Source organism: Acinetobacter portensis (assembly GCF_009372215.1).
GTDB lineage: Bacteria > Pseudomonadota > Gammaproteobacteria > Pseudomonadales > Moraxellaceae > Acinetobacter > Acinetobacter portensis.
Map to the genome: position 1 here is coordinate 35,532 of NZ_LWRV01000089.1, position 17,594 is coordinate 53,125.

The 17,594-nt window shown below is 37.6% G+C and carries 16 protein-coding genes; 5 read left to right on the top strand and 11 right to left on the bottom strand.

Annotation, left to right across the window (positions count from 1 at the left end):
* Positions 1-146: 146 nt before the first annotated feature.
* Together mscL and typA are read right to left on the bottom strand one after the other, a co-directional pair.
* Complete coding sequence (mscL, locus tag A6M14_RS10810) at positions 147-581, bottom strand: large conductance mechanosensitive channel protein MscL (protein ID WP_152874992.1); 435 nt, start codon at positions 579-581, stop codon at positions 147-149.
* Between the two features lie 166 nt (positions 582-747).
* Positions 748-2,586, bottom strand: a complete 1,839-nt coding sequence (gene typA / locus A6M14_RS10815; protein ID WP_152874993.1) for a translational GTPase TypA — start codon at positions 2,584-2,586, stop codon at positions 748-750.
* Between the two features lie 174 nt (positions 2,587-2,760).
* Between typA and A6M14_RS10820 the strand changes: the two genes are divergently transcribed.
* The 3 genes from A6M14_RS10820 (at position 2,761) to A6M14_RS10830 (ending at position 6,699) form a co-directional block, all read left to right on the top strand.
* The gene (locus tag A6M14_RS10820) at positions 2,761-4,131 is read left to right on the top strand and encodes a uracil-xanthine permease family protein (protein WP_152874994.1); all 1,371 of its coding nucleotides are present in this window, start codon (positions 2,761-2,763) and stop codon (positions 4,129-4,131) included.
* A 63-nt stretch (positions 4,132-4,194) separates the two neighbouring features.
* Complete coding sequence (locus tag A6M14_RS10825) at positions 4,195-5,220, top strand: class I SAM-dependent methyltransferase (protein WP_152874995.1); 1,026 nt, start codon at positions 4,195-4,197, stop codon at positions 5,218-5,220.
* Between the two features lie 9 nt (positions 5,221-5,229).
* On the top strand, positions 5,230-6,699 hold the full coding sequence (locus A6M14_RS10830) for an amino acid permease (protein ID WP_152874996.1): 1,470 nt from the start codon (positions 5,230-5,232) through the stop codon (positions 6,697-6,699).
* 65 nt (positions 6,700-6,764) lie between these two features.
* Here the strand turns inward: A6M14_RS10830 and A6M14_RS10835 are convergent, their stop codons facing one another.
* Both A6M14_RS10835 and omp38 read right to left on the bottom strand, forming a co-directional pair.
* On the bottom strand, positions 6,765-7,226 hold the full coding sequence (locus A6M14_RS10835) for an OmpA family protein (protein WP_152874997.1): 462 nt from the start codon (positions 7,224-7,226) through the stop codon (positions 6,765-6,767).
* Positions 7,227-7,366: 140 nt separating this feature from the next.
* Entirely contained in the window at positions 7,367-8,410 is a 1,044-nt protein-coding gene (gene omp38 / locus A6M14_RS10840; protein WP_152874998.1) for an outer membrane protein Omp38, read from the bottom strand.
* Between the two features lie 474 nt (positions 8,411-8,884).
* Between omp38 and A6M14_RS10845 the strand changes: the two genes are divergently transcribed.
* Positions 8,885-9,304, top strand: a complete 420-nt coding sequence (locus tag A6M14_RS10845; RefSeq protein WP_163122789.1) for a GspH/FimT family pseudopilin — start codon at positions 8,885-8,887, stop codon at positions 9,302-9,304.
* A gap of 108 nt (positions 9,305-9,412) precedes the next feature.
* Positions 9,413-10,588, top strand: coding sequence for a thiolase family protein (locus A6M14_RS10850; protein WP_152875001.1), 1,176 nt, complete (start codon positions 9,413-9,415; stop codon positions 10,586-10,588).
* 164 nt (positions 10,589-10,752) lie between these two features.
* On the opposite strand, the gene A6M14_RS10855 is transcribed toward A6M14_RS10850, so the two are convergent.
* From A6M14_RS10855 to A6M14_RS10885, 7 genes are all read right to left on the bottom strand, one after another.
* Positions 10,753-11,244, bottom strand: a complete 492-nt coding sequence (locus A6M14_RS10855) for a DUF934 domain-containing protein (RefSeq protein WP_152875002.1) — start codon at positions 11,242-11,244, stop codon at positions 10,753-10,755.
* Positions 11,237-12,880, bottom strand: coding sequence for a nitrite/sulfite reductase (locus tag A6M14_RS10860; protein ID WP_152875004.1), 1,644 nt, complete (start codon positions 12,878-12,880; stop codon positions 11,237-11,239). The genes A6M14_RS10855 and A6M14_RS10860 overlap by 8 nt, the downstream gene beginning before the upstream one ends.
* A gap of 217 nt (positions 12,881-13,097) precedes the next feature.
* The gene (locus A6M14_RS10865) at positions 13,098-13,724 is read right to left on the bottom strand and encodes a nuclease-related domain-containing protein (RefSeq protein ID WP_152875037.1); all 627 of its coding nucleotides are present in this window, start codon (positions 13,722-13,724) and stop codon (positions 13,098-13,100) included.
* A 58-nt stretch (positions 13,725-13,782) separates the two neighbouring features.
* Entirely contained in the window at positions 13,783-14,262 is a 480-nt protein-coding gene (locus A6M14_RS10870; RefSeq protein ID WP_152875006.1) for a methylated-DNA--[protein]-cysteine S-methyltransferase, read from the bottom strand.
* Between the two features lie 173 nt (positions 14,263-14,435).
* Positions 14,436-14,753: a DMT family transporter gene (locus A6M14_RS10875; protein WP_152875007.1), complete on the bottom strand. Its 318-nt coding sequence runs from the start codon at positions 14,751-14,753 to the stop codon at positions 14,436-14,438.
* A 230-nt stretch (positions 14,754-14,983) separates the two neighbouring features.
* Entirely contained in the window at positions 14,984-15,802 is an 819-nt protein-coding gene (locus A6M14_RS10880; protein ID WP_152875008.1) for a copper resistance protein B, read from the bottom strand.
* A complete protein-coding gene (locus A6M14_RS10885; RefSeq protein ID WP_152875009.1) occupies positions 15,789-17,579 on the bottom strand; it encodes a copper resistance system multicopper oxidase in 1,791 nt (596 codons plus the stop codon). The genes A6M14_RS10880 and A6M14_RS10885 overlap by 14 nt, the downstream gene beginning before the upstream one ends.
* Positions 17,580-17,594: the final 15 nt, after the last annotated feature.

The window sequence follows — 17,594 nt, forward strand, 5'->3', positions numbered from 1 at the left end:
TGCGCAAGGTGAGAGGTAAAACCTCCCTCCCAACCTCCCTTTGATAAAGGAAGAGGTTCCCCTTTACAAATGTGAGAAGCACTGCTTCACAAGAGGGATTCCATAAAAAACGGCACAATTTGTGCCGTTTTTTTATTCTTTTAGAATTAACCTTTACGTTTTAATTCATCACGAATTTCACGAAGTAACTCAATATCTTCAGGCGTCGCTGTTGGAGCTGGTTCTTCTGCTGCTTTCTCACGACGCATCTTATTCATTAACTTCACTAACCAAAATACAACCCAAGCGAGTAAAATAAAGTTAATTAGGATTGTTAAGAAATTACCGTAAGCAAATACATTTAAACCAGCTTCTTTCGCAGCAGCTAAATTTGTAACATTACTTGGATTATCACCCAAGACTAAGAACCAGTTTGAGTAATCAACATCCCCACCCAAAATCCATGTAATTAATGGCATAATTAAATCAGCAACAGCTGAATCGATAATTTTACCGAAAGCACCACCAATAATGACACCAACAGCTAAATCCATTACATTGCCTTTTACAGCAAACTCTTTGAATTCTTGAATAACACTCATATTTTCTCCAAATTTTTGTTATCAAAATTAATGTGACTAAGCATACATTATCATTAAAATCATTTCCGTCTAATTCGCTTGGTTTTTTTATTATTTTTATTATTTTTTAACAAAAAAACCGCTAACTTATGTTAGCGGTTTTTTCAAATCCTAATAAAAGGATTAATTACTTACCAGAACGGTTACGTTTACGTTCGTTCTCAGTCAAGTGACGCTTACGGATACGGATTGACTTAGGTGTTACTTCAACTAACTCATCATCTTCAATGAATTCAAGCGCTTGTTCAAGCGTGTATTCAATTGCAGGAACTAGCGTTAACGCTTCGTCAGTACCAGATGCACGTACGTTCGTTAACTGTTTCGCTTTAGTTGGGTTAACTGTCATATCATCTGAACGAGAGTTAATACCAATAATCATACCTTCGTAAACTTCTAACTGTGGCTTAGCAAATAGACGACCACGGTCTTGAAGTGTGAACAATGCATAGCCCAAGCATACGCCTTGAACCATAGAAATCAACACACCATTTTGACGTTTCGCAACAGTACCTTGTTTCATAGGACCGTAATGCGAGAAGCTAGATGTCATGATCCCTGTACCTGAAGTCATTGTTAAGAACTCAGAACGGAAACCAATCAAACCACGTGAAGGAACAGTTGCTTCAATACGGATACGGCCTTTACCGTCAACTTCCATATTTGTCATTTCACCTTTACGGTGACCCATTTGTTCCATTACAGAACCTTGGTGTTGTTCTTCAACGTCAAAAGTAACGTTTTCGTATGGCTCTTGTTTTTCGCCATCAACTTCTTTCAAAATTACTTGAGGACGAGATACACCCATCTCGAAGCCTTCACGACGCATATTTTCAATAAGAACTGAAAGGTGAAGTTCACCACGACCAGATACTTTGAAACGGTCTGGACTGTCAGTATCTTCAACTCGAAGTGCTACGTTGTGAATTAATTCGCGGTCAAGACGTTCACGAATGTTACGTGAAGTTACGAATTTACCTTCTTTACCAGCAAACGGTGAGTTGTTTACTTGGAATGTCATTGTCACTGTAGGTTCATCTACAGAAAGTGCAGGAAGAGCTTCAACTGCTTTCGGATCACAGATTGTGTCAGAAATATTAAGTGCATCGATACCTGTTACACAAACGATATCACCTGCAGATGCTTCTTCAACATCAACACGATCTAGACCATGGTAACCCATGATTTTTAAGATACGACCGTTACGTGTTTTACCTTCTTTATCGATTACAGTCACTTGTGTATTCAATTTAACTGAACCACGTTGAATACGACCAACACCGATAACACCAACGAAGCTGTTATAGTCAAGTGAAGACACTTGCATTTGGAATGGACCATCAACGTCAACTGCAGGCGGTTCAACGATGTCTACGATTGTTTGGAACAATGGAGTCATGTCTTCAGCAAGTTCTTCTGGAGAAGGACCAGCTACACCACGTAAACCAGAAGCGTATACAACTGGGAAGTCTAACTGTTCGTCAGTACCACCAAGGTTGTCAAACAAATCAAATACTTGGTCAATAACCCAGTCTGGACGCGCACTTGGCTTGTCTACTTTGTTAATAATAACGATTGGTTTCAAACCACGTGCGAACGCTTTTTGCGTTACGAAACGAGTTTGTGGCATTGGACCTTCTTGAGAATCGACAAGAAGCAATACGCAGTCAACCATCGACATTACACGTTCAACTTCACCACCGAAGTCAGCATGTCCCGGGGTGTCCACGATGTTAATGCGGTATTCAGTGTTTGTACGTGCATCAGTCCATTTAATTGCAGTATTTTTTGCAAGAATGGTAATACCACGTTCGCTTTCAATAGCGCCTGAATCCATGACACGCTCGATCTCACCCGCGCGATCACCAAGAGCACCTGATTGCTGTAAAAGTTTGTCTACAAGAGTTGTTTTACCATGATCGACGTGCGCAATAATGGCGATGTTACGGAGAGTTTTAATATCTGACATGTAAATTCAATGCATATGTAATTTGAGGGCAAATTATACAGAAAAATATAAACTTTTTATAGTGACAGTTTATTGACATTAACGTTTTTTTTTCAAAATCCATCGTTATTTGGTTTTGTTATGCTGTCTAACTCGATTAGAATAGCGTCATCTTGCCACTATTTGCCTTGATTCATGTCCGATTTAAATCATTCTTCTGATCAAAAAGATCAACTCGATTTAGTCTACGGTCTAAATGATCGACCTAAACCATTCATCGCTTTTCTTGCTGCGTTCCAACATCTTCTTGCAATTATTGTCCCAATTGTGACACCAGGCTTACTTATTTGTTTAGCTTTGGGGGTATCTAAAGAAGATACAAACATGATTTTATCGATGTCTTTGGTCATTTCAGGCATTGCAACCTTTCTTCAATGTAAAAAAGTTGGCCCGTTTGGTGCAGGTTTACTCATTGTTCAAGGCACAAGTTTTAATTTTATTGGACCAATTATTGGTATTGGTTCAGCAATGGTTGCGGCAGGTACACCTGTCGAGTCTGTAATGGCTGCTATTTTTGGTGTTGTTATTGCAGGTTCATTCATTGAAATGGGTGTTTCACGTATTTTACCTTGGGTTAAAAAATTAATTACGCCATTGGTAACAGGTATCGTGGTTCTTCTTATTGGCTTAACGCTTATTAAAGAAGGTCTAATTAGTATGGGTGGTGGTTATCAAGCGATGAGCGATAAAACTTTCGCCAATGCAGATAACCTTATTATGTCTTGTACTGTACTTGCGCTTATTATTATTCTTAATCGTATTCGTGTTACTTGGGTCAAAAGCTCAGCTATTTTAATCGCACTGGTTGCTGGTTATATTCTTGCTGGTTTTATGGGACATTTAAACTTTTCAGGTTTAACTGAAGCTCCTTTAATTCAAATTCCAACACCTATGCACTTTGGTTTAAGCTTCTCTTGGAGTTTATTTATTCCAATGGCATTCATTTATATTGTGACATCATTAGAAGCCATTGGTGATATTACAGCAACATCTAAGCTATCTAACCAACCTGTAGATGGTTCTAAATGGATGGAACGTATTAAGGGCGGTGTTTTAGTCAATGGTGCAAATTCATTCCTTGCAGGTATTTTCAATACTTTCCCAAGTTCTGTATTTGCCCAAAATAATGGTGTAATTCAGTTAACCGGTGTTGCAAGTCGTTATGTTGGTATTTGGATTGCGGTATTATTAATCTTATTAGGTTTATTCCCTGCTGTTGCTGGTATTATTCAAGCTGTACCTCAAGCTGTGCTTGGTGGTGCTGTTATGGTGATGTTCGGTGCTGTTGCAGCTTCAGGAATTAACATTCTTGCAGGCGTTCAATTAGATCGTCGTGCACTACTTATTATTGCAATTTCATTAGCTCTAGGCTTAGGTGTGGCACAAGTTCCACAAATCTTAGAGCATCTTCCTGAATTATTCCGTAACATCTTTAGTTCTGGTGTTGCGACAGGCGGTATTGCAGCTTTGTTATTAAATATTATTCTTCCTGAAACGAAGAAATAATTTCATTTCAGCATCAACTTTGCCCAGCGTTGTCTGGGCATAGTTGTTCAATGGAGAGAGAAAATGGATCCTAGAAGTGAAGTTGTCATTCGACAGCACGAATATCTTTCTGGCCGTGTATTACTGGTTAACGCTCCCACAGATGATTTGCTTTCGAATTTAGATAAAGAAATCGAGCCCATTATTTGGACTTGGAACTTCAATGAGTACCAATACTTTCAAAATCAGCAAGCCAATGTTCATTTTGGTGTTGATATTCCTGAAAGTACGTTTGATCAAGCAATTGTATTTGTTCCAAAGTCGAAAGAGTTGCTGAATTACATCTTACATAATGTGGTTAGCCGTTTAACGACTGGCGCATCTATCTTTTTAGTAGGCGAGAAAAAAGGAGGGGTTGAGCGTGCAGCAAAACAGCTCCTTCCTTTTGGCCCTGCATTAAAGTTAGATAGTGCACGTCATTGCCAAATGTGGCAAATGACCATTGAAAAACCAGTAATCGCAAAACCATTGGCAGACTGGGCACAAGAATATAAAGTACCAACACCAAATGGTGATTTGACCATTTCCGCCCTCCCAGGCGTGTTTAGTCAAAAAAGCCTAGATATTGGTACAGCTGTATTATTGCCACATTTATCAAAAGTCACTTCAGGTAAAATTGCCGATTTTGGCTGTGGCGCAGGTGTCATTAGTGCATATTTGGCCAAGCTAAATCCGAAAAATCGTATTTTTGCGATGGATGTAGATGCTTTTGCATTAGAATCTACTCGTATGACATTTGATAAAAATAATTTAGAAACGGAACAGCTTGAGATTAAAGCAGTAACAGGAATTGAGGATGCTCCTCTATTTTTACATGCGATTGTAAGTAATCCCCCATTCCATCAAGGAATTAAGACCGATTACAATACCAGTGAAAATCTATGTAAAACTGCTCGTCGCCATTTAAAATCTGGTGGAGAGTTATGGATTGTTGCAAACCGCTTCCTAAACTACCCTATTCTCATTGAGCAAAATTTTGGTCAATGTACAACAAAAGCCGACCAACAAGGCTTTAAGGTGTTATTCGCTAACACTCAAAAGAAATCATAAGGAATTGAAATGAGCGAAACAGGTCAAACACAGCAGCTCAAGCGTAAGCTTGGTGCTCGCCATCTGAATATGATCGCCATTGGCGGTTCTATTGGGACTGGTTTATTTTTAGCATCTGGCGCAACAATTGCAAATGCAGGTCCAGGCGGTGCATTACTTGCCTATAGCCTAATTGGCATCATGATTTATTTCTTGATGACAAGCCTTGGTGAATTAGCAACACACAACCCTACTGCAGGTGCATTTTTTACTTATGGTACTAAATACGTCGAAGGCGGTTTTGGTTTTGCATTAGGTTGGAACTATTGGTACAACTGGGCAATTACTGTTGCATTCGAGTTGGTTGCTGTCCAATTTATCATGAAATTCTGGTTCCCAGATATTCCTGGTTTCTATTGGAGTGCCATTTTCCTTGCGATTCTTTTTGCAATTAATGCATTAACCGTTAAAGGCTTTGGTGAAAGTGAGTTCTTCTTCTCCCTTGTTAAAGTCCTTGCGATTATTGTATTCATTATTATTGGTATCGCAATGATTGCTAAAATCATGCTTACACCAGGCATGCATACTTTCGCAAATTGGACGAAAGGTGATGCACCTTTTGTTGGTGGATTCCAAGCCCTTATTGGTGTTGCAATGATTGCCGGATTCTCGTTCCAAGGAACAGAAATGGTTGGTGTTGCTGCTGGTGAATCTAAAGACCCGAAAAAAACCATTCCTATCGCGATTAAGCAAATTTTCTGGCGTATTTTATTGTTCTATATCGTGTGTATTTTCATCATTGGAACTCTTGTTGCCTACGATGATCCTCGCTTATTACAAGCTGCTGCAAGTGAAGATATTGCACTTTCTCCATTCACATTGTTGTATGAACAAGCTGGTTTTGCCTTTGCAGCGAGCTTAATGAATGCTGTGATTTTAACTGCAATCCTATCAGCTGGTAACTCTGGAATGTATTCTTCTACACGCATGCTATTTAGTATGGCGAGAGAAGGACGCGCACCAAAATGGTTTGCTAAGTTAGATATGCGCGGCGTTCCAATGAATGCACTTTACGCAACAACTGCTGTTGCAGCATTGTGTTTCCTTACAACCTTTATTGGTGAACAAGCCGTATTTAACTGGTTGCTCAATATGTCGGGGATGTGTGGTTTCATCGTTTGGCTAGGTATTGCAATTTCTCATTACCGCTTCCGTAAAGGTTATCTTGCTCAAGGCTATAAACTAGAAGATTTAGCATATAAAGCGAAGTTCTTCCCATTTGCACCGTGGTTTGCTTTCATTTTATGTTCAATTATTATTCTTGGACAAAATTATGAAGCACTCATTGGCGGGAAAATTGATTGGTTAGGATTACTATCTACATATATTAGTATTCCATTATTCCTTGTCATTTGGCTGGGTTATAAATGGAAGTTTAAAACTAAGGTTGTTCCATATAATGAAATGGATGTTCAACCTGCCAATCTTGATCGCGAATAATATATGCAAATAAAAAAACAGCCAATTGGCTGTTTTTTTATTATCTCAATAACGTAAATATATGTTTATGGCGTCAGCAATGTCATTGTTACACGTCTATTCATCGCCCGCCCTTCAACTGTAGCATTTGAAGCAATCGGCTGAGAAGAACCAAAACCTTTCATCTGTAATTGTTCCGAATTGACTCCATGTTCTGTAACCAATGCATTTGCCACCGAATTAGCACGAGCAATAGATAATCGACGATTTGTAGCAACAGAACCAGAGCCATCTGTATAACCATCGAGTTTTAATTTAAAAGTTGAGTTTTGCGCTAAACCCGAAGCCGCTGCAGAAATATAAGGGTGATATTCAGAATCAATTTGGCTTGAGTTATTTGCAAAATGAATTGAAACACCATTTTTCAATTCATTCAAAGTATTTTGAGTAGCTGTATTTTGATTGGATGAGTCCTGATTAACAGATTTAGTTGCACACCCCATCAAAGCAAAACTACAGATTATCGCAGCTAATACATTCTTATTCATATTAATACTCTTCTTTTAGTTGGTTAATTAATACTCAAAAAAAATATATCATGCTTTTAATAATTTTCAAAATTTCAATGGCTTAATTTTTTTAAGCAAAAAAAAAACGACTCCGAAGAGTCGTTTTTTACAGCGTGATATTACTCAGCTGTTACAGTACGGCTACCAGAAATAGTCGCGAATACACGACGGTTCATAGCACGACCTTCTTTAGTTTTGTTGTCAGCAATCGGTTGATCCCAAGCGAAACCTTGAGTAGTCAAACGAGCTGGATCAACGTTGTATTCATTTACAAGAGAAGTTTTAACAGAGTTAGCACGAGCCAAAGATAAACGTTGGTTCAACGCTAATGGACCAGTGTTATCTGTGTGACCTTCGATGCGAGCAGTAGCGTTTGGATATTCAACTAACTTTTCAGCAACTTTAGCAATTTCTGGCTTGTATTGATCTTTGATGTTTGATTTGTTTGTATCAAAGAAAACACGAAGTTCCATGCTTAGGTCTTCAGTCAACTCTTGTGGTTGAACTGGAGCAACTGGAGCAATTGGAGCAACAGCAACAGCAGCAGCAGGTTTCAAGTGACCGCCTAAAACTACGTTAAGACCAGCTAAAGCTGTGTAGTTCCAGAAAGATTCGTCGAAGTTGTAAGTACCACGAGCTTCAGTACGAAGAGATAAAACGTCATTTAAGCGCCAGAAAGCACCAACACCAACGTTACCTAAAGTACCTTCTTCTTTAAGACCACGACCTTGACGACCTAACTGTTGTTCAGTTGCACCATCAAATTTGTATTTGTAGTGACCAGCACCCGCTAATACGTAAGGCTTGATTTTGCTATCGTAGTTTTTAGTGATTAAATCAGAAGTAACATAGAAGTTACCGTTGATTTGAGTTTGTTTGTATTCAGCGTTAGATAAAGCTGCGCCTTCAAGGTCACCCTTAACTTGGTTATATTCAGCTTCAAAACCTAACCATGGAGTTAATTCAACACCAATAGCAGCACCAGCGAATAAATCATCTTTTAAGCCAGCCGCATCAGCAGCGCTTAAATGATCTTTACCATTGTTGTTTTTAGTGTCTTGGAATGTGTAACCAAGCATTAATGGAGTAACAGTTACGCCTGCATTTGCAGCAGCTAACGGAGCAGCAACGAGCATTGCTAGTGCAATACGACTCATTTTCATGGATTTATCCTCCAGAGATAAACAATTGTTGTTCAAGTTTAAGCCTAAATTATATCTATCCTGAGATAGGCTTTTATACCCCAGTTGTTTTTTTAAGCTATTCACGTGCATCATACAAACACTTTTCATGTTTTCCAAGTGCTTGATTCAGTAAATCGAACAAATTATGACAAAATTACTTACAATTTCCGTTGTAATTCGGTAATTATTTATCCAATTTTACAAGTAAATAGCTTATTTTCACTTGTCTTTTATTCTAACATTTTTATTAAAAGTTAAGTAACTATTATTTTTATCAAAAAATATATTTAAAAACAATACTTTAATCATTAAAAACACATTAATATTTTCAAAGAAATCTATAACATTATGTTTTATAAAAAATATTTAGGATTTTCATTTTTAGAAATCGTGATATGTATCGTAATAATTTCGATTATTTATTTCTATACGATTCCTTATTTCCATAAACACATGGCGCAAGCTGAATCAACAAAAACCCAAAACCTATTTATTTCAAGTATATCTATGGCTAAAAATCATGCGGCAACATATCGTTCAAATGTCGTTATTTGTCCCAGTGAAAATGGTGAACAATGTCATAAATCTCAGTGGCATATTGGAATCATTATTTTTTTAGATAAGAACCAAAATAAACAAGTTGATGACAATGAAAAAATTATTCTGCATGAAAAAACCAACCTAAAATATGGCTCTTTAGATTGGCGCGGTACCCTTTCATCACCATCACTCACATTTATGACAAAACACAATGGCTTACCCATTGGTTCCAATGGCAGTTTTTTCTACTGCTCATTTCAAGACTTACCCAACAAGCGGTTTGTTTTGAGCAAAATGGGGCATATTCGAATAGAGACCACACAAAATTGTTAGAACTGATGCGTCTAAAGGATAAGTTGTTTTTCACTTTATTCGTCATCTTTTTTTTATATACTGCTTGAAGTTGGAAATATAAATTAGAACCTAAACGGAGAAACAACAATGACAGATATCGTAATTGTAAATGGCGCACGTACAGCTATGGGTGGTTTTCAAGGGAGCTTATCGTCAGTTACAGCACCTGAACTTGGTGCGGTAACTATTAAAGCTGCGATTGTTCGCTCAGGACTACAACCATCAGATATCGAAGAAGTTATTATGGGTTGTGTTCTTCCTGCGGGTTTAAAACAAGGCCCTGCTCGTCAAGCAATGCGTCAAGCAGGTATTCCTGATTCTACAGGCGCGGTAACAATCAACAAACTATGCGGTTCAGGTATGAAAGCCGTAATGCAAGCTGCTGATATGATTAAAGCAGGATCTGCTGAGATTATCGTCGCAGGTGGCATGGAGTCTATGACCAATGCGCCTTATGTTTTACCTAAAGCGCGTGGTGGATTCCGCATGGGTCACGGTGAAATTAAAGATCACATGTTCTTAGATGGCTTAGAAGATGCTGAAACAGGTCGTTTGATGGGTTCATTTGCACAAGATATGGCAAATAGCCGTAACTACACGCGTGAACAAATGGATGATTTTGCTATTCGCTCACTTAAGCGTGCGCAAACAGCGATTACTGAAGGCTATTTTGCAGATGAAATTACGCCTGTAACCGTGTCTACACGTAAAGGCGATGTTGTTATCGATAAAGATGAACAACCGTTTAATGCCAATATTGAAAAGATTCCAACTTTACGCCCTGCTTTTGCGAAAGATGGAACAATTACAGCAGCCAATGCAAGTTCAATTTCAGATGGTGCTTCTGCGCTTGTTATAACGTCAGCTGATACCGCATCTGCTAAAGGATTAAAGCCTTTGGCAAAAGTAATCGCTTATGCTTCAAATTCTCAACATCCTTCTGAATTTACCATTGCCCCTGTTGGTGCAATTCAAAAAGTTTTAGATAGAACAGGTTGGAATGCACAAGATGTTGATCTTTGGGAAATTAATGAAGCATTTGCAATGGTCACCATGTGCCCAATTGATGATTTTAAATTAGATGCTGAAAAAGTGAATATTCATGGTGGTGCATGTGCCTTAGGTCACCCTGTTGGCTCTACAGGCTCACGTATTATTTTAACTTTAATTCATGCTTTAAAACGCACAGGTGGCAAGCGTGGTATTGCTGCGCTTTGTATTGGTGGTGGTGAAGCGACTGCTGTGGCGATTGAGTTGATTTAGTGCTTTAAAGCCCCTCTTTTTACAAAGAGGGGTTTGGGGAGATTAACTTAAAACAATCCCTCTAAATCTCCCTTTAAAAAGGGAGACTTTCTCCCTCCTTTATTAAAGGAGGGTTAGCTAAATAAAAAAGCCTCCACTTGGGAGGCTTTTTTATTTCAGTCGAATTACTTTTGCGAACCTGTTTGATAACCTGCATTCACAACAGCAGTCGATGCTTGATAAGGATGTGTAAAATCATTCAAACCTGCAGCAGCTTCAGCAACATCTTTACCTTCTTTCACAACAAAAGTATCGAAACCTGAACGCTTCATGTAGTTCAAAACATCTTTAAATACATCACCTGTTGCACGTAATTCACCTTGGTAACCTTGGCGACGCAACAATGCAGCAAATGAATATCCACGACCATCATTAAAGCCTGCAAATTCAATAAAAATCGCATCTAACTGATCTAGCGGAAATTCATTGGTTTCAGGTGAAGCATCAACCGTTAAGTACAATGCTTTTTTACCTGAAACATTGGCAATTTGATCTAACTGCTCAACAGTTAAAACCACATCACCTCGCGGTAATACACCATCTTCACCAATCAATTGGTACGTATTGTCTGCAATCGTGCCATCTTTAGAGAGCACTTGAAGTGCGGTATTAAGCATATGCACGCTCCTTAAATGGTTGAATGCCAACACGACGATACGTTTCTACAAACTCTTCACCTTCTTGACGTAAATCAAGATAAGTATTCAGAATTTCTTCTACAACATCAGGCACACGATCTGCAGCAAATGATGGCCCTAAAATGTCACCAATTGAAGCATCATGGTCGGCATTACCACCTAAAGTAATTTGGTAGAATTCTGCGCCTTTTTTATCTACGCCCAAAATACCAATATTACCAACGTGGTGATGACCACACGCATTCATACAACCTGAGATGTTTAGATCTAATTTACCTAAGTTGTAAATGGTATCTAAGTCATCGAAACGGCGTGAAATTGCTTCTGAAATTGGAATAGATTTCGCATTTGCCAATGAACAGAAGTCACCACCTGGGCAGCAAATAATATCGGTAATGAAACCAATATGCGCACGTGCCAAGTTGTTTGCTTCAAGCGTTTGCCATACCGCAAATAAATCTTTTTGTGGAATATCGACCAATGAAATATTTTGTTCATGCGTCGTGCGAAGCTCACCAAATGTGTACTTATCTGCAAGATCTGCAATTAAGTTCATTTCTTCAGTGCTCATATCACCCGGTGCAATACCCGTACGTTTCAGTGAAATCGTAACAATACGATAGCCTTTCACCTTGTGCGCATTGGTGTTGATATTAAACCATTGCTTGAATTTAGGATGTGCAGCAAACAATTCAGAGAAGTCTTCATCGTCATAATCTTGATAATCAAACGGAGTAAATTCTTCGTCTAATTTTTTCAAGATTTCAGGCTGAATTTTTAAAGTTTGAATTGTGTGTGCAAATTCAGCTTCAACTTTTTCTGCAAATACTGCAGGCGTTAAAGCTTTTACCAAAATTTTAATACGTGCTTTGTATTTGTTATCACGGCGACCATGTAAGTTATATACACGAAGAACCGCTTCTAAATAAGCAATTAAATCTTCACGTGGTAAGAATTCACGAATGAAACTACCAATAATTGGGGTACGACCTAAACCGCCACCCACTTTAATTTTGTAGCCAATTTCGCCTGCTTCATTACGAACAATGTAAACACCAATATCATGGAATGACGTTGCAGCACGATCCGTTTCTTCAAGTGCAGAAACTGCAATTTTGAACTTACGTGGCAAGAAAGCAAACTCAGGATGGAATGTAGACCACTGACGAATCAATTCACACGTAGGACGTGGATCTGCAATTTCACCTGCAACCACACCTGCATATTGGTCAGTTGTTGTATTACGAATACAGTTACCTGATGTTTGAATCGCATGCATTTGTACTGTTGCAAGCTCTGCCAACATTTCAGGCACATTTTCTAGCGCAGGCCAGTTAAACTGAATATTCTGACGTGTAGAAACGTGTGCATAGCCACGGTCATACTCTTTTGCCAATTGCGCAACTTTACGTAATTGTTTTGAGTTCATAAGACCGTAAGGCACAGCTACACGCAACATTGGCGCATAACGTTGTACGTATAATCCATTTTGTAAACGTAGCGGACGGTATTCATCTTCCGTTAATTTACCCGCTAAATAACGTTCCGTTTGGTCACGGAACTGTGCAACACGTTCGTTGATCAGTTGCTGATCAAAATCAGTATATAAATACATGGCGTACAGCTAGTAGTTTCTATTATATCGTCGCACAGCATAACGATATTTAATCTATCAACAAAATGCGTTTTTTACATATTTCATAGCGATTTTTTTGATAAGCATCTCTAAGAATCACTGATATAAAGCAATTAATCTATTTACCTGTCCTATTTACTGCAATTGAACTTTTTATAGATTGTTTAGCACTTTTTTGTATATAAAAACCTTCTGTTTATGAACCCTCTCTTTTATTTCTAAGATTATTCACATGAAGATGATTTGTTTTCCAAGATTTTTCTAAAACTTCTTTTTCTATACGACGTTGAATACGCTTAAGCTTCATTGGCGAAATCACGACTTCCGAATAGTTTTTTACATAATCAACCCAAGCTGCACCTTTAAATACATTAGGTGGCATTTGAGTTTTAAACTCACAATCGGGCATAAAAACAATTGCTGAATGAATAAGGTTCAGATCAACAACATCTTCTAAAACTTGCTCCAAAACTTTTATATGTTTATAGTTTTGATGAATTGGGTTTTGAAATTTATAACTATTTTTAAATATTTTCTGCGTCCACATTTTTTGATGTTCACCACCAAAAATCCAGCCTTTATAGTTTTTAGTTTCAATGACAAATATTCCATACGGACTTAAAAGAATATGATCTATTTGCGTTGTTCCCGAAAGATCATCGGGTAAAGTACAGTCATTTAAAAGAACGTAGTTTTCATTCAAATAAAGTTTTACATGCATTTGAACAGCAAATTCGCCCACGTTTCCTTTGATTTTTGGTTTTAAAATTTTAATTAAAGTAATGAATACCGAAAAACCAATTGCCATCCAAAGTAATGGCATGAGCGCAGAAATCAAAATATTCCCCAATATTTAATGATCAATATTGGTGTTATATCATTTATTTAGATTCTAAACTCAACAAAATATTCTTATTTTCCAATCCACCTGCAAAGCCAACAAGCTTCCCATTTACACCAATCACCCGATGACATGGCGCAATAATTGAAATTGGGTTTTTCCCATTTGCAGCACCAACTGCTCGCACCGCTTTTACATTACCAATTGATTCTGCAATTTGCTTATAACTGCGCGTTTCTCCAAATGGAATTTGAAGTAGCGCATTCCACACAGATTTTTGGAATTCAGTTCCGTAAAAATCTAAAGCTAAATCAAATATTTTTCGCTGTCCTGAAAAATATTCCAATAATTGTTGTTCTGTTTTTTGCAAAATAGGATGTGAATAATCTTGTTTTAATTCTGCCAATTTCACACGATTTAATTTTTCATTTTCCCAAAGCACAGCAACCAAAGCCTGATCATGTGCAACTAATTTCAAATGACCAACTGGTGATTTCATTTCTTTAAAATAAAGTTGCATTGTTACTTCCTAGTGACTTCTCACATTATTCTTAGTTTAAGCCTGCTCTTTCGGCAAGTCTCAGTCTAGGAAAATTTAACATCGAGATGTAATAAATAATTTCCTATTTATTTTATAAAAAAATTCTCTAAAAGTTTCCTCTTAACGAATTTTTGGAATATCTGTTTTAAAACTTATGAAGATGAAACTTTCATTAAAACTAAACCTGAAATAATCAATACTGCAGCAAGCATACGCATTGCTGTTGCAGGTTCACCTAAAATAAAGATACCGACAAGAAATGAACCAATTGCCCCAATTCCTGTCCAAATTGTATAAGCGGTACCTAAAGGAAGCGTTCGCATTGCATATGAAAGTAAGCCAAAACTTAAAATCATAAAAGCGATGGTAACAATTGTAGGCGTAACTTTGGTAAAACCATCTGAAAGCTTCATTGAGTAAGCCCAAACAATTTCAAAAAGTCCTGCTAATAATAATGTAATCCAAGCCATGTGCCTGTCTCCACAAAAGTTGTAGATGTCAGGTCGTCCTGACTTGTCATACTTATTAGAAAATACGTTGGTGATCTTCTAAATAAGGGGTCGTCCCTTTGAATGCTCTAAGTATAAATTATTGCTCAGTTTTATTAATCTTTATTTTACAATTTTTGACCATTTAACAACATTCGTTCTAATTCAAATGAAACGCCATACTATTTAATTAAACAGTATGGCGCACAAGCTTAAAAGTTAAACTGAATTCCAGCGCCATATAACCATTTCGTTTCAGAAGATGATTCATCTTGCCAATTCGTTTCTTTTACCCCTTTTTCATAACCGTACGAAACATCAATATATGGCATGATATTTTTGGTTATTTCATAACGTGTTTCCAATCCTAAAGTTAAGTTTGTTAATCCTTTAGACTTGGCATATTTAGATTCATCACTCATGACAACTTCTGCATCTAAATAAGGTTTAAGAATCAACTTTTGCGTAATTAAAAAATCACGATCAGTTTCCAAACTCGCAAACACTTGTTGATCTTTACCCACGTACATATAAATGTCTGTATCAAAGAAATAAGGGGCTAAACCATTTAAACCAAATGCGGCATAAGTTTGATCTTTTTCCTCTACTTTTTCCGCATCGTGGATATATCGAATACCCGCTTGAATATCCCAAAAATCGACCATCGCACGGCTATACATGAATTTACCATCGTACTTGGTATCTTCAGACTCTGTTTTTTCAGCATTTAATTGAATAAACAGTTTATTTTCATCTGTACCAATACGACTTTCCAATTGGGTTTGCCAAACACCTTGCCCCGCATCATCGTTCAACCATTTTGTCGTAAATTCACTTGATTGATAAATTTCTCCACCATGTTCTTGAAGATGATCTTCATGTGAAGGAGGTTCATGTTTTACCGTAGGCTGCATCAATGAATGGTCATGTTGTTGAGTAAACATTTCATTTTCTGCCTGAGCAAAGATTTGCCCACTTGCCAATAAAATTGATATGCCTAAAACATGCTTGTTCACATTAATGATGTTCATGTTGACCTCCCTCTGTTGTTGTACTCTGATGAAGATTCACAGGCTTTATTGTTGTTTTTGGCTTATTTACCACTGTTTTCGAATCTTCATCCACATTTGCTACAATTAATTTACTCATCATGCCTGCACTCATGTGATAAAGCAGATGGCAATGAATCGCCCATTCGCCTAACTCATCGGCAGTTAATAAAGCGGTGATTGTTTTCCCTGGTGGTACGACAATTGTATGTTTATTAGGTAAATCAGATTTAGCTTGACCATTTTCCAATTGCATAAACATACCGTGTAGATGCATTGGATGCGCCATCATGCTGTCATTGACAAATTTCAACCGAATTTTTTCGCCATATTTCACTTTTAAAGGCTTGGCTTCATTGAACTTTTTACCATTGATTGTCCAAATATAGCGTTCCATTGTTCCGCCCAAATGAATTTCTAATTCACGTGTCGCTTCACGTAAATCTTTTTGCGGTGTTAATGATTTTAAGTCGCTATATTGCAATGCTTTATCACCTTTTGGTGTAGATGCATTTGCCCAACCCTGTACAGTTTTGGCTTGATCATCAGATGACATATCCATTTTCTGATCGGACGTCATCTCATGTTTCATCTTCGAATGATCCATGTCACCAGCTTTCATTTGCATAGATGACATATCCATTGCAGATGCATCATTTGATTGCATACCACGCATAGAGCCATGCCCCATATCATCCATGGTTAATAATGCGCGTGGTCGTGTTTGCGGAATTTGTACTTTTTCAGGTACTTTAGCTTGCTCATTTTGAAGAGATGCAAGTGCAAAACCTGTACGATCAATCGATTCGGCTTGTAATTGATAATGGTCTTGTTTTGGCTGAACAATGACATCATAGGTTTCCGCAGTACCAATACGGAACTCATCTACATTGACAGGTTGAACAGGCTGACCATCTGCACTTACAACAGTCATTTTTAAATTTGGAATACGCACATCATAAAAAGACATTGCCGATGCATTAATAATCCTTAAACGTACTTTTTCATTTGGCTTAAACATGCCTGTCCAATTTTGTTCAGGCGTTTTGCCATTCACTAAAAATGTATAGCCTGTAACATCAGACAAATCTGTTTTGAGCATGCGCATTTGATTCCACATGGAACGATCTTGCCATGTGCTTTTTAAGCCATCCTTTTTAACTTGAGTCAAAACATCTTTTAAGGTTTCACGCTTATTTTGATAAAAATCGGAAGATTTTTTTAAGTTCGCCATAATTTGCGCACTTGAAGACTCATGAAAATCTGACAGCATGACCACATAATCACGATCTACTTTTTCATGTTCAACCAATGGCTTTCTATTTTTAGGATAGATGACCAAAGAACCATATAAGCCATCTTGCTCTTGCCCTTTGGAATGTGCGTGATACCAATAAGTTCCATTCTGACGAACTTTAAATTTATAGGTGAAATCACCATTGGGTTTTATCGACTTAAACTGATTAAAACCAGGTACGCCATCCATTAAACCAGGCAATAATAAGCCATGCCAATGCACAGATGTATCTTGTTTTTTTAGATTATTATGCACATGAATAACAGCATCATCACCCTCTTCAAATTCTAAATTTGGTGCGGGGAATTGACCATTTACGGTAATACGCTTAACTGTTTTTCCTGTGATATTAACGGGCTGCTCATCTACAGTAAGGTGATATTCCTTTACCGCTGAAAAAGCAAAAGTTGATGATAACAAACCCACCACAATAACGAGGTGTTGAGGTAACTTAAAAGACATGACTTATCCTTGAAT

Coding starts and splice junctions, on each gene's coding strand:
- mscL (WP_152874992.1), bottom strand. CDS start 581: ATGAGTGTTATTCAAGAATTCAAAGAGTTTGCTGTAAAAGGCAATGTA.
- typA (WP_152874993.1), bottom strand. CDS start 2,586: ATGTCAGATATTAAAACTCTCCGTAACATCGCCATTATTGCGCACGTC.
- A6M14_RS10820 (WP_152874994.1), top strand. CDS start 2,761: ATGTCCGATTTAAATCATTCTTCTGATCAAAAAGATCAACTCGATTTA.
- A6M14_RS10825 (WP_152874995.1), top strand. CDS start 4,195: ATGGATCCTAGAAGTGAAGTTGTCATTCGACAGCACGAATATCTTTCT.
- A6M14_RS10830 (WP_152874996.1), top strand. CDS start 5,230: ATGAGCGAAACAGGTCAAACACAGCAGCTCAAGCGTAAGCTTGGTGCT.
- A6M14_RS10835 (WP_152874997.1), bottom strand. CDS start 7,226: ATGAATAAGAATGTATTAGCTGCGATAATCTGTAGTTTTGCTTTGATG.
- omp38 (WP_152874998.1), bottom strand. CDS start 8,410: ATGAAAATGAGTCGTATTGCACTAGCAATGCTCGTTGCTGCTCCGTTA.
- A6M14_RS10845 (WP_163122789.1), top strand. CDS start 8,885: ATGGCGCAAGCTGAATCAACAAAAACCCAAAACCTATTTATTTCAAGT.
- A6M14_RS10850 (WP_152875001.1), top strand. CDS start 9,413: ATGACAGATATCGTAATTGTAAATGGCGCACGTACAGCTATGGGTGGT.
- A6M14_RS10855 (WP_152875002.1), bottom strand. CDS start 11,244: ATGCTTAATACCGCACTTCAAGTGCTCTCTAAAGATGGCACGATTGCA.
- A6M14_RS10860 (WP_152875004.1), bottom strand. CDS start 12,880: ATGTATTTATATACTGATTTTGATCAGCAACTGATCAACGAACGTGTT.
- A6M14_RS10865 (WP_152875037.1), bottom strand. CDS start 13,724: ATGCCATTACTTTGGATGGCAATTGGTTTTTCGGTATTCATTACTTTA.
- A6M14_RS10870 (WP_152875006.1), bottom strand. CDS start 14,262: ATGCAACTTTATTTTAAAGAAATGAAATCACCAGTTGGTCATTTGAAA.
- A6M14_RS10875 (WP_152875007.1), bottom strand. CDS start 14,753: ATGGCTTGGATTACATTATTATTAGCAGGACTTTTTGAAATTGTTTGG.
- A6M14_RS10880 (WP_152875008.1), bottom strand. CDS start 15,802: ATGAACATCATTAATGTGAACAAGCATGTTTTAGGCATATCAATTTTA.
- A6M14_RS10885 (WP_152875009.1), bottom strand. CDS start 17,579: ATGTCTTTTAAGTTACCTCAACACCTCGTTATTGTGGTGGGTTTGTTA.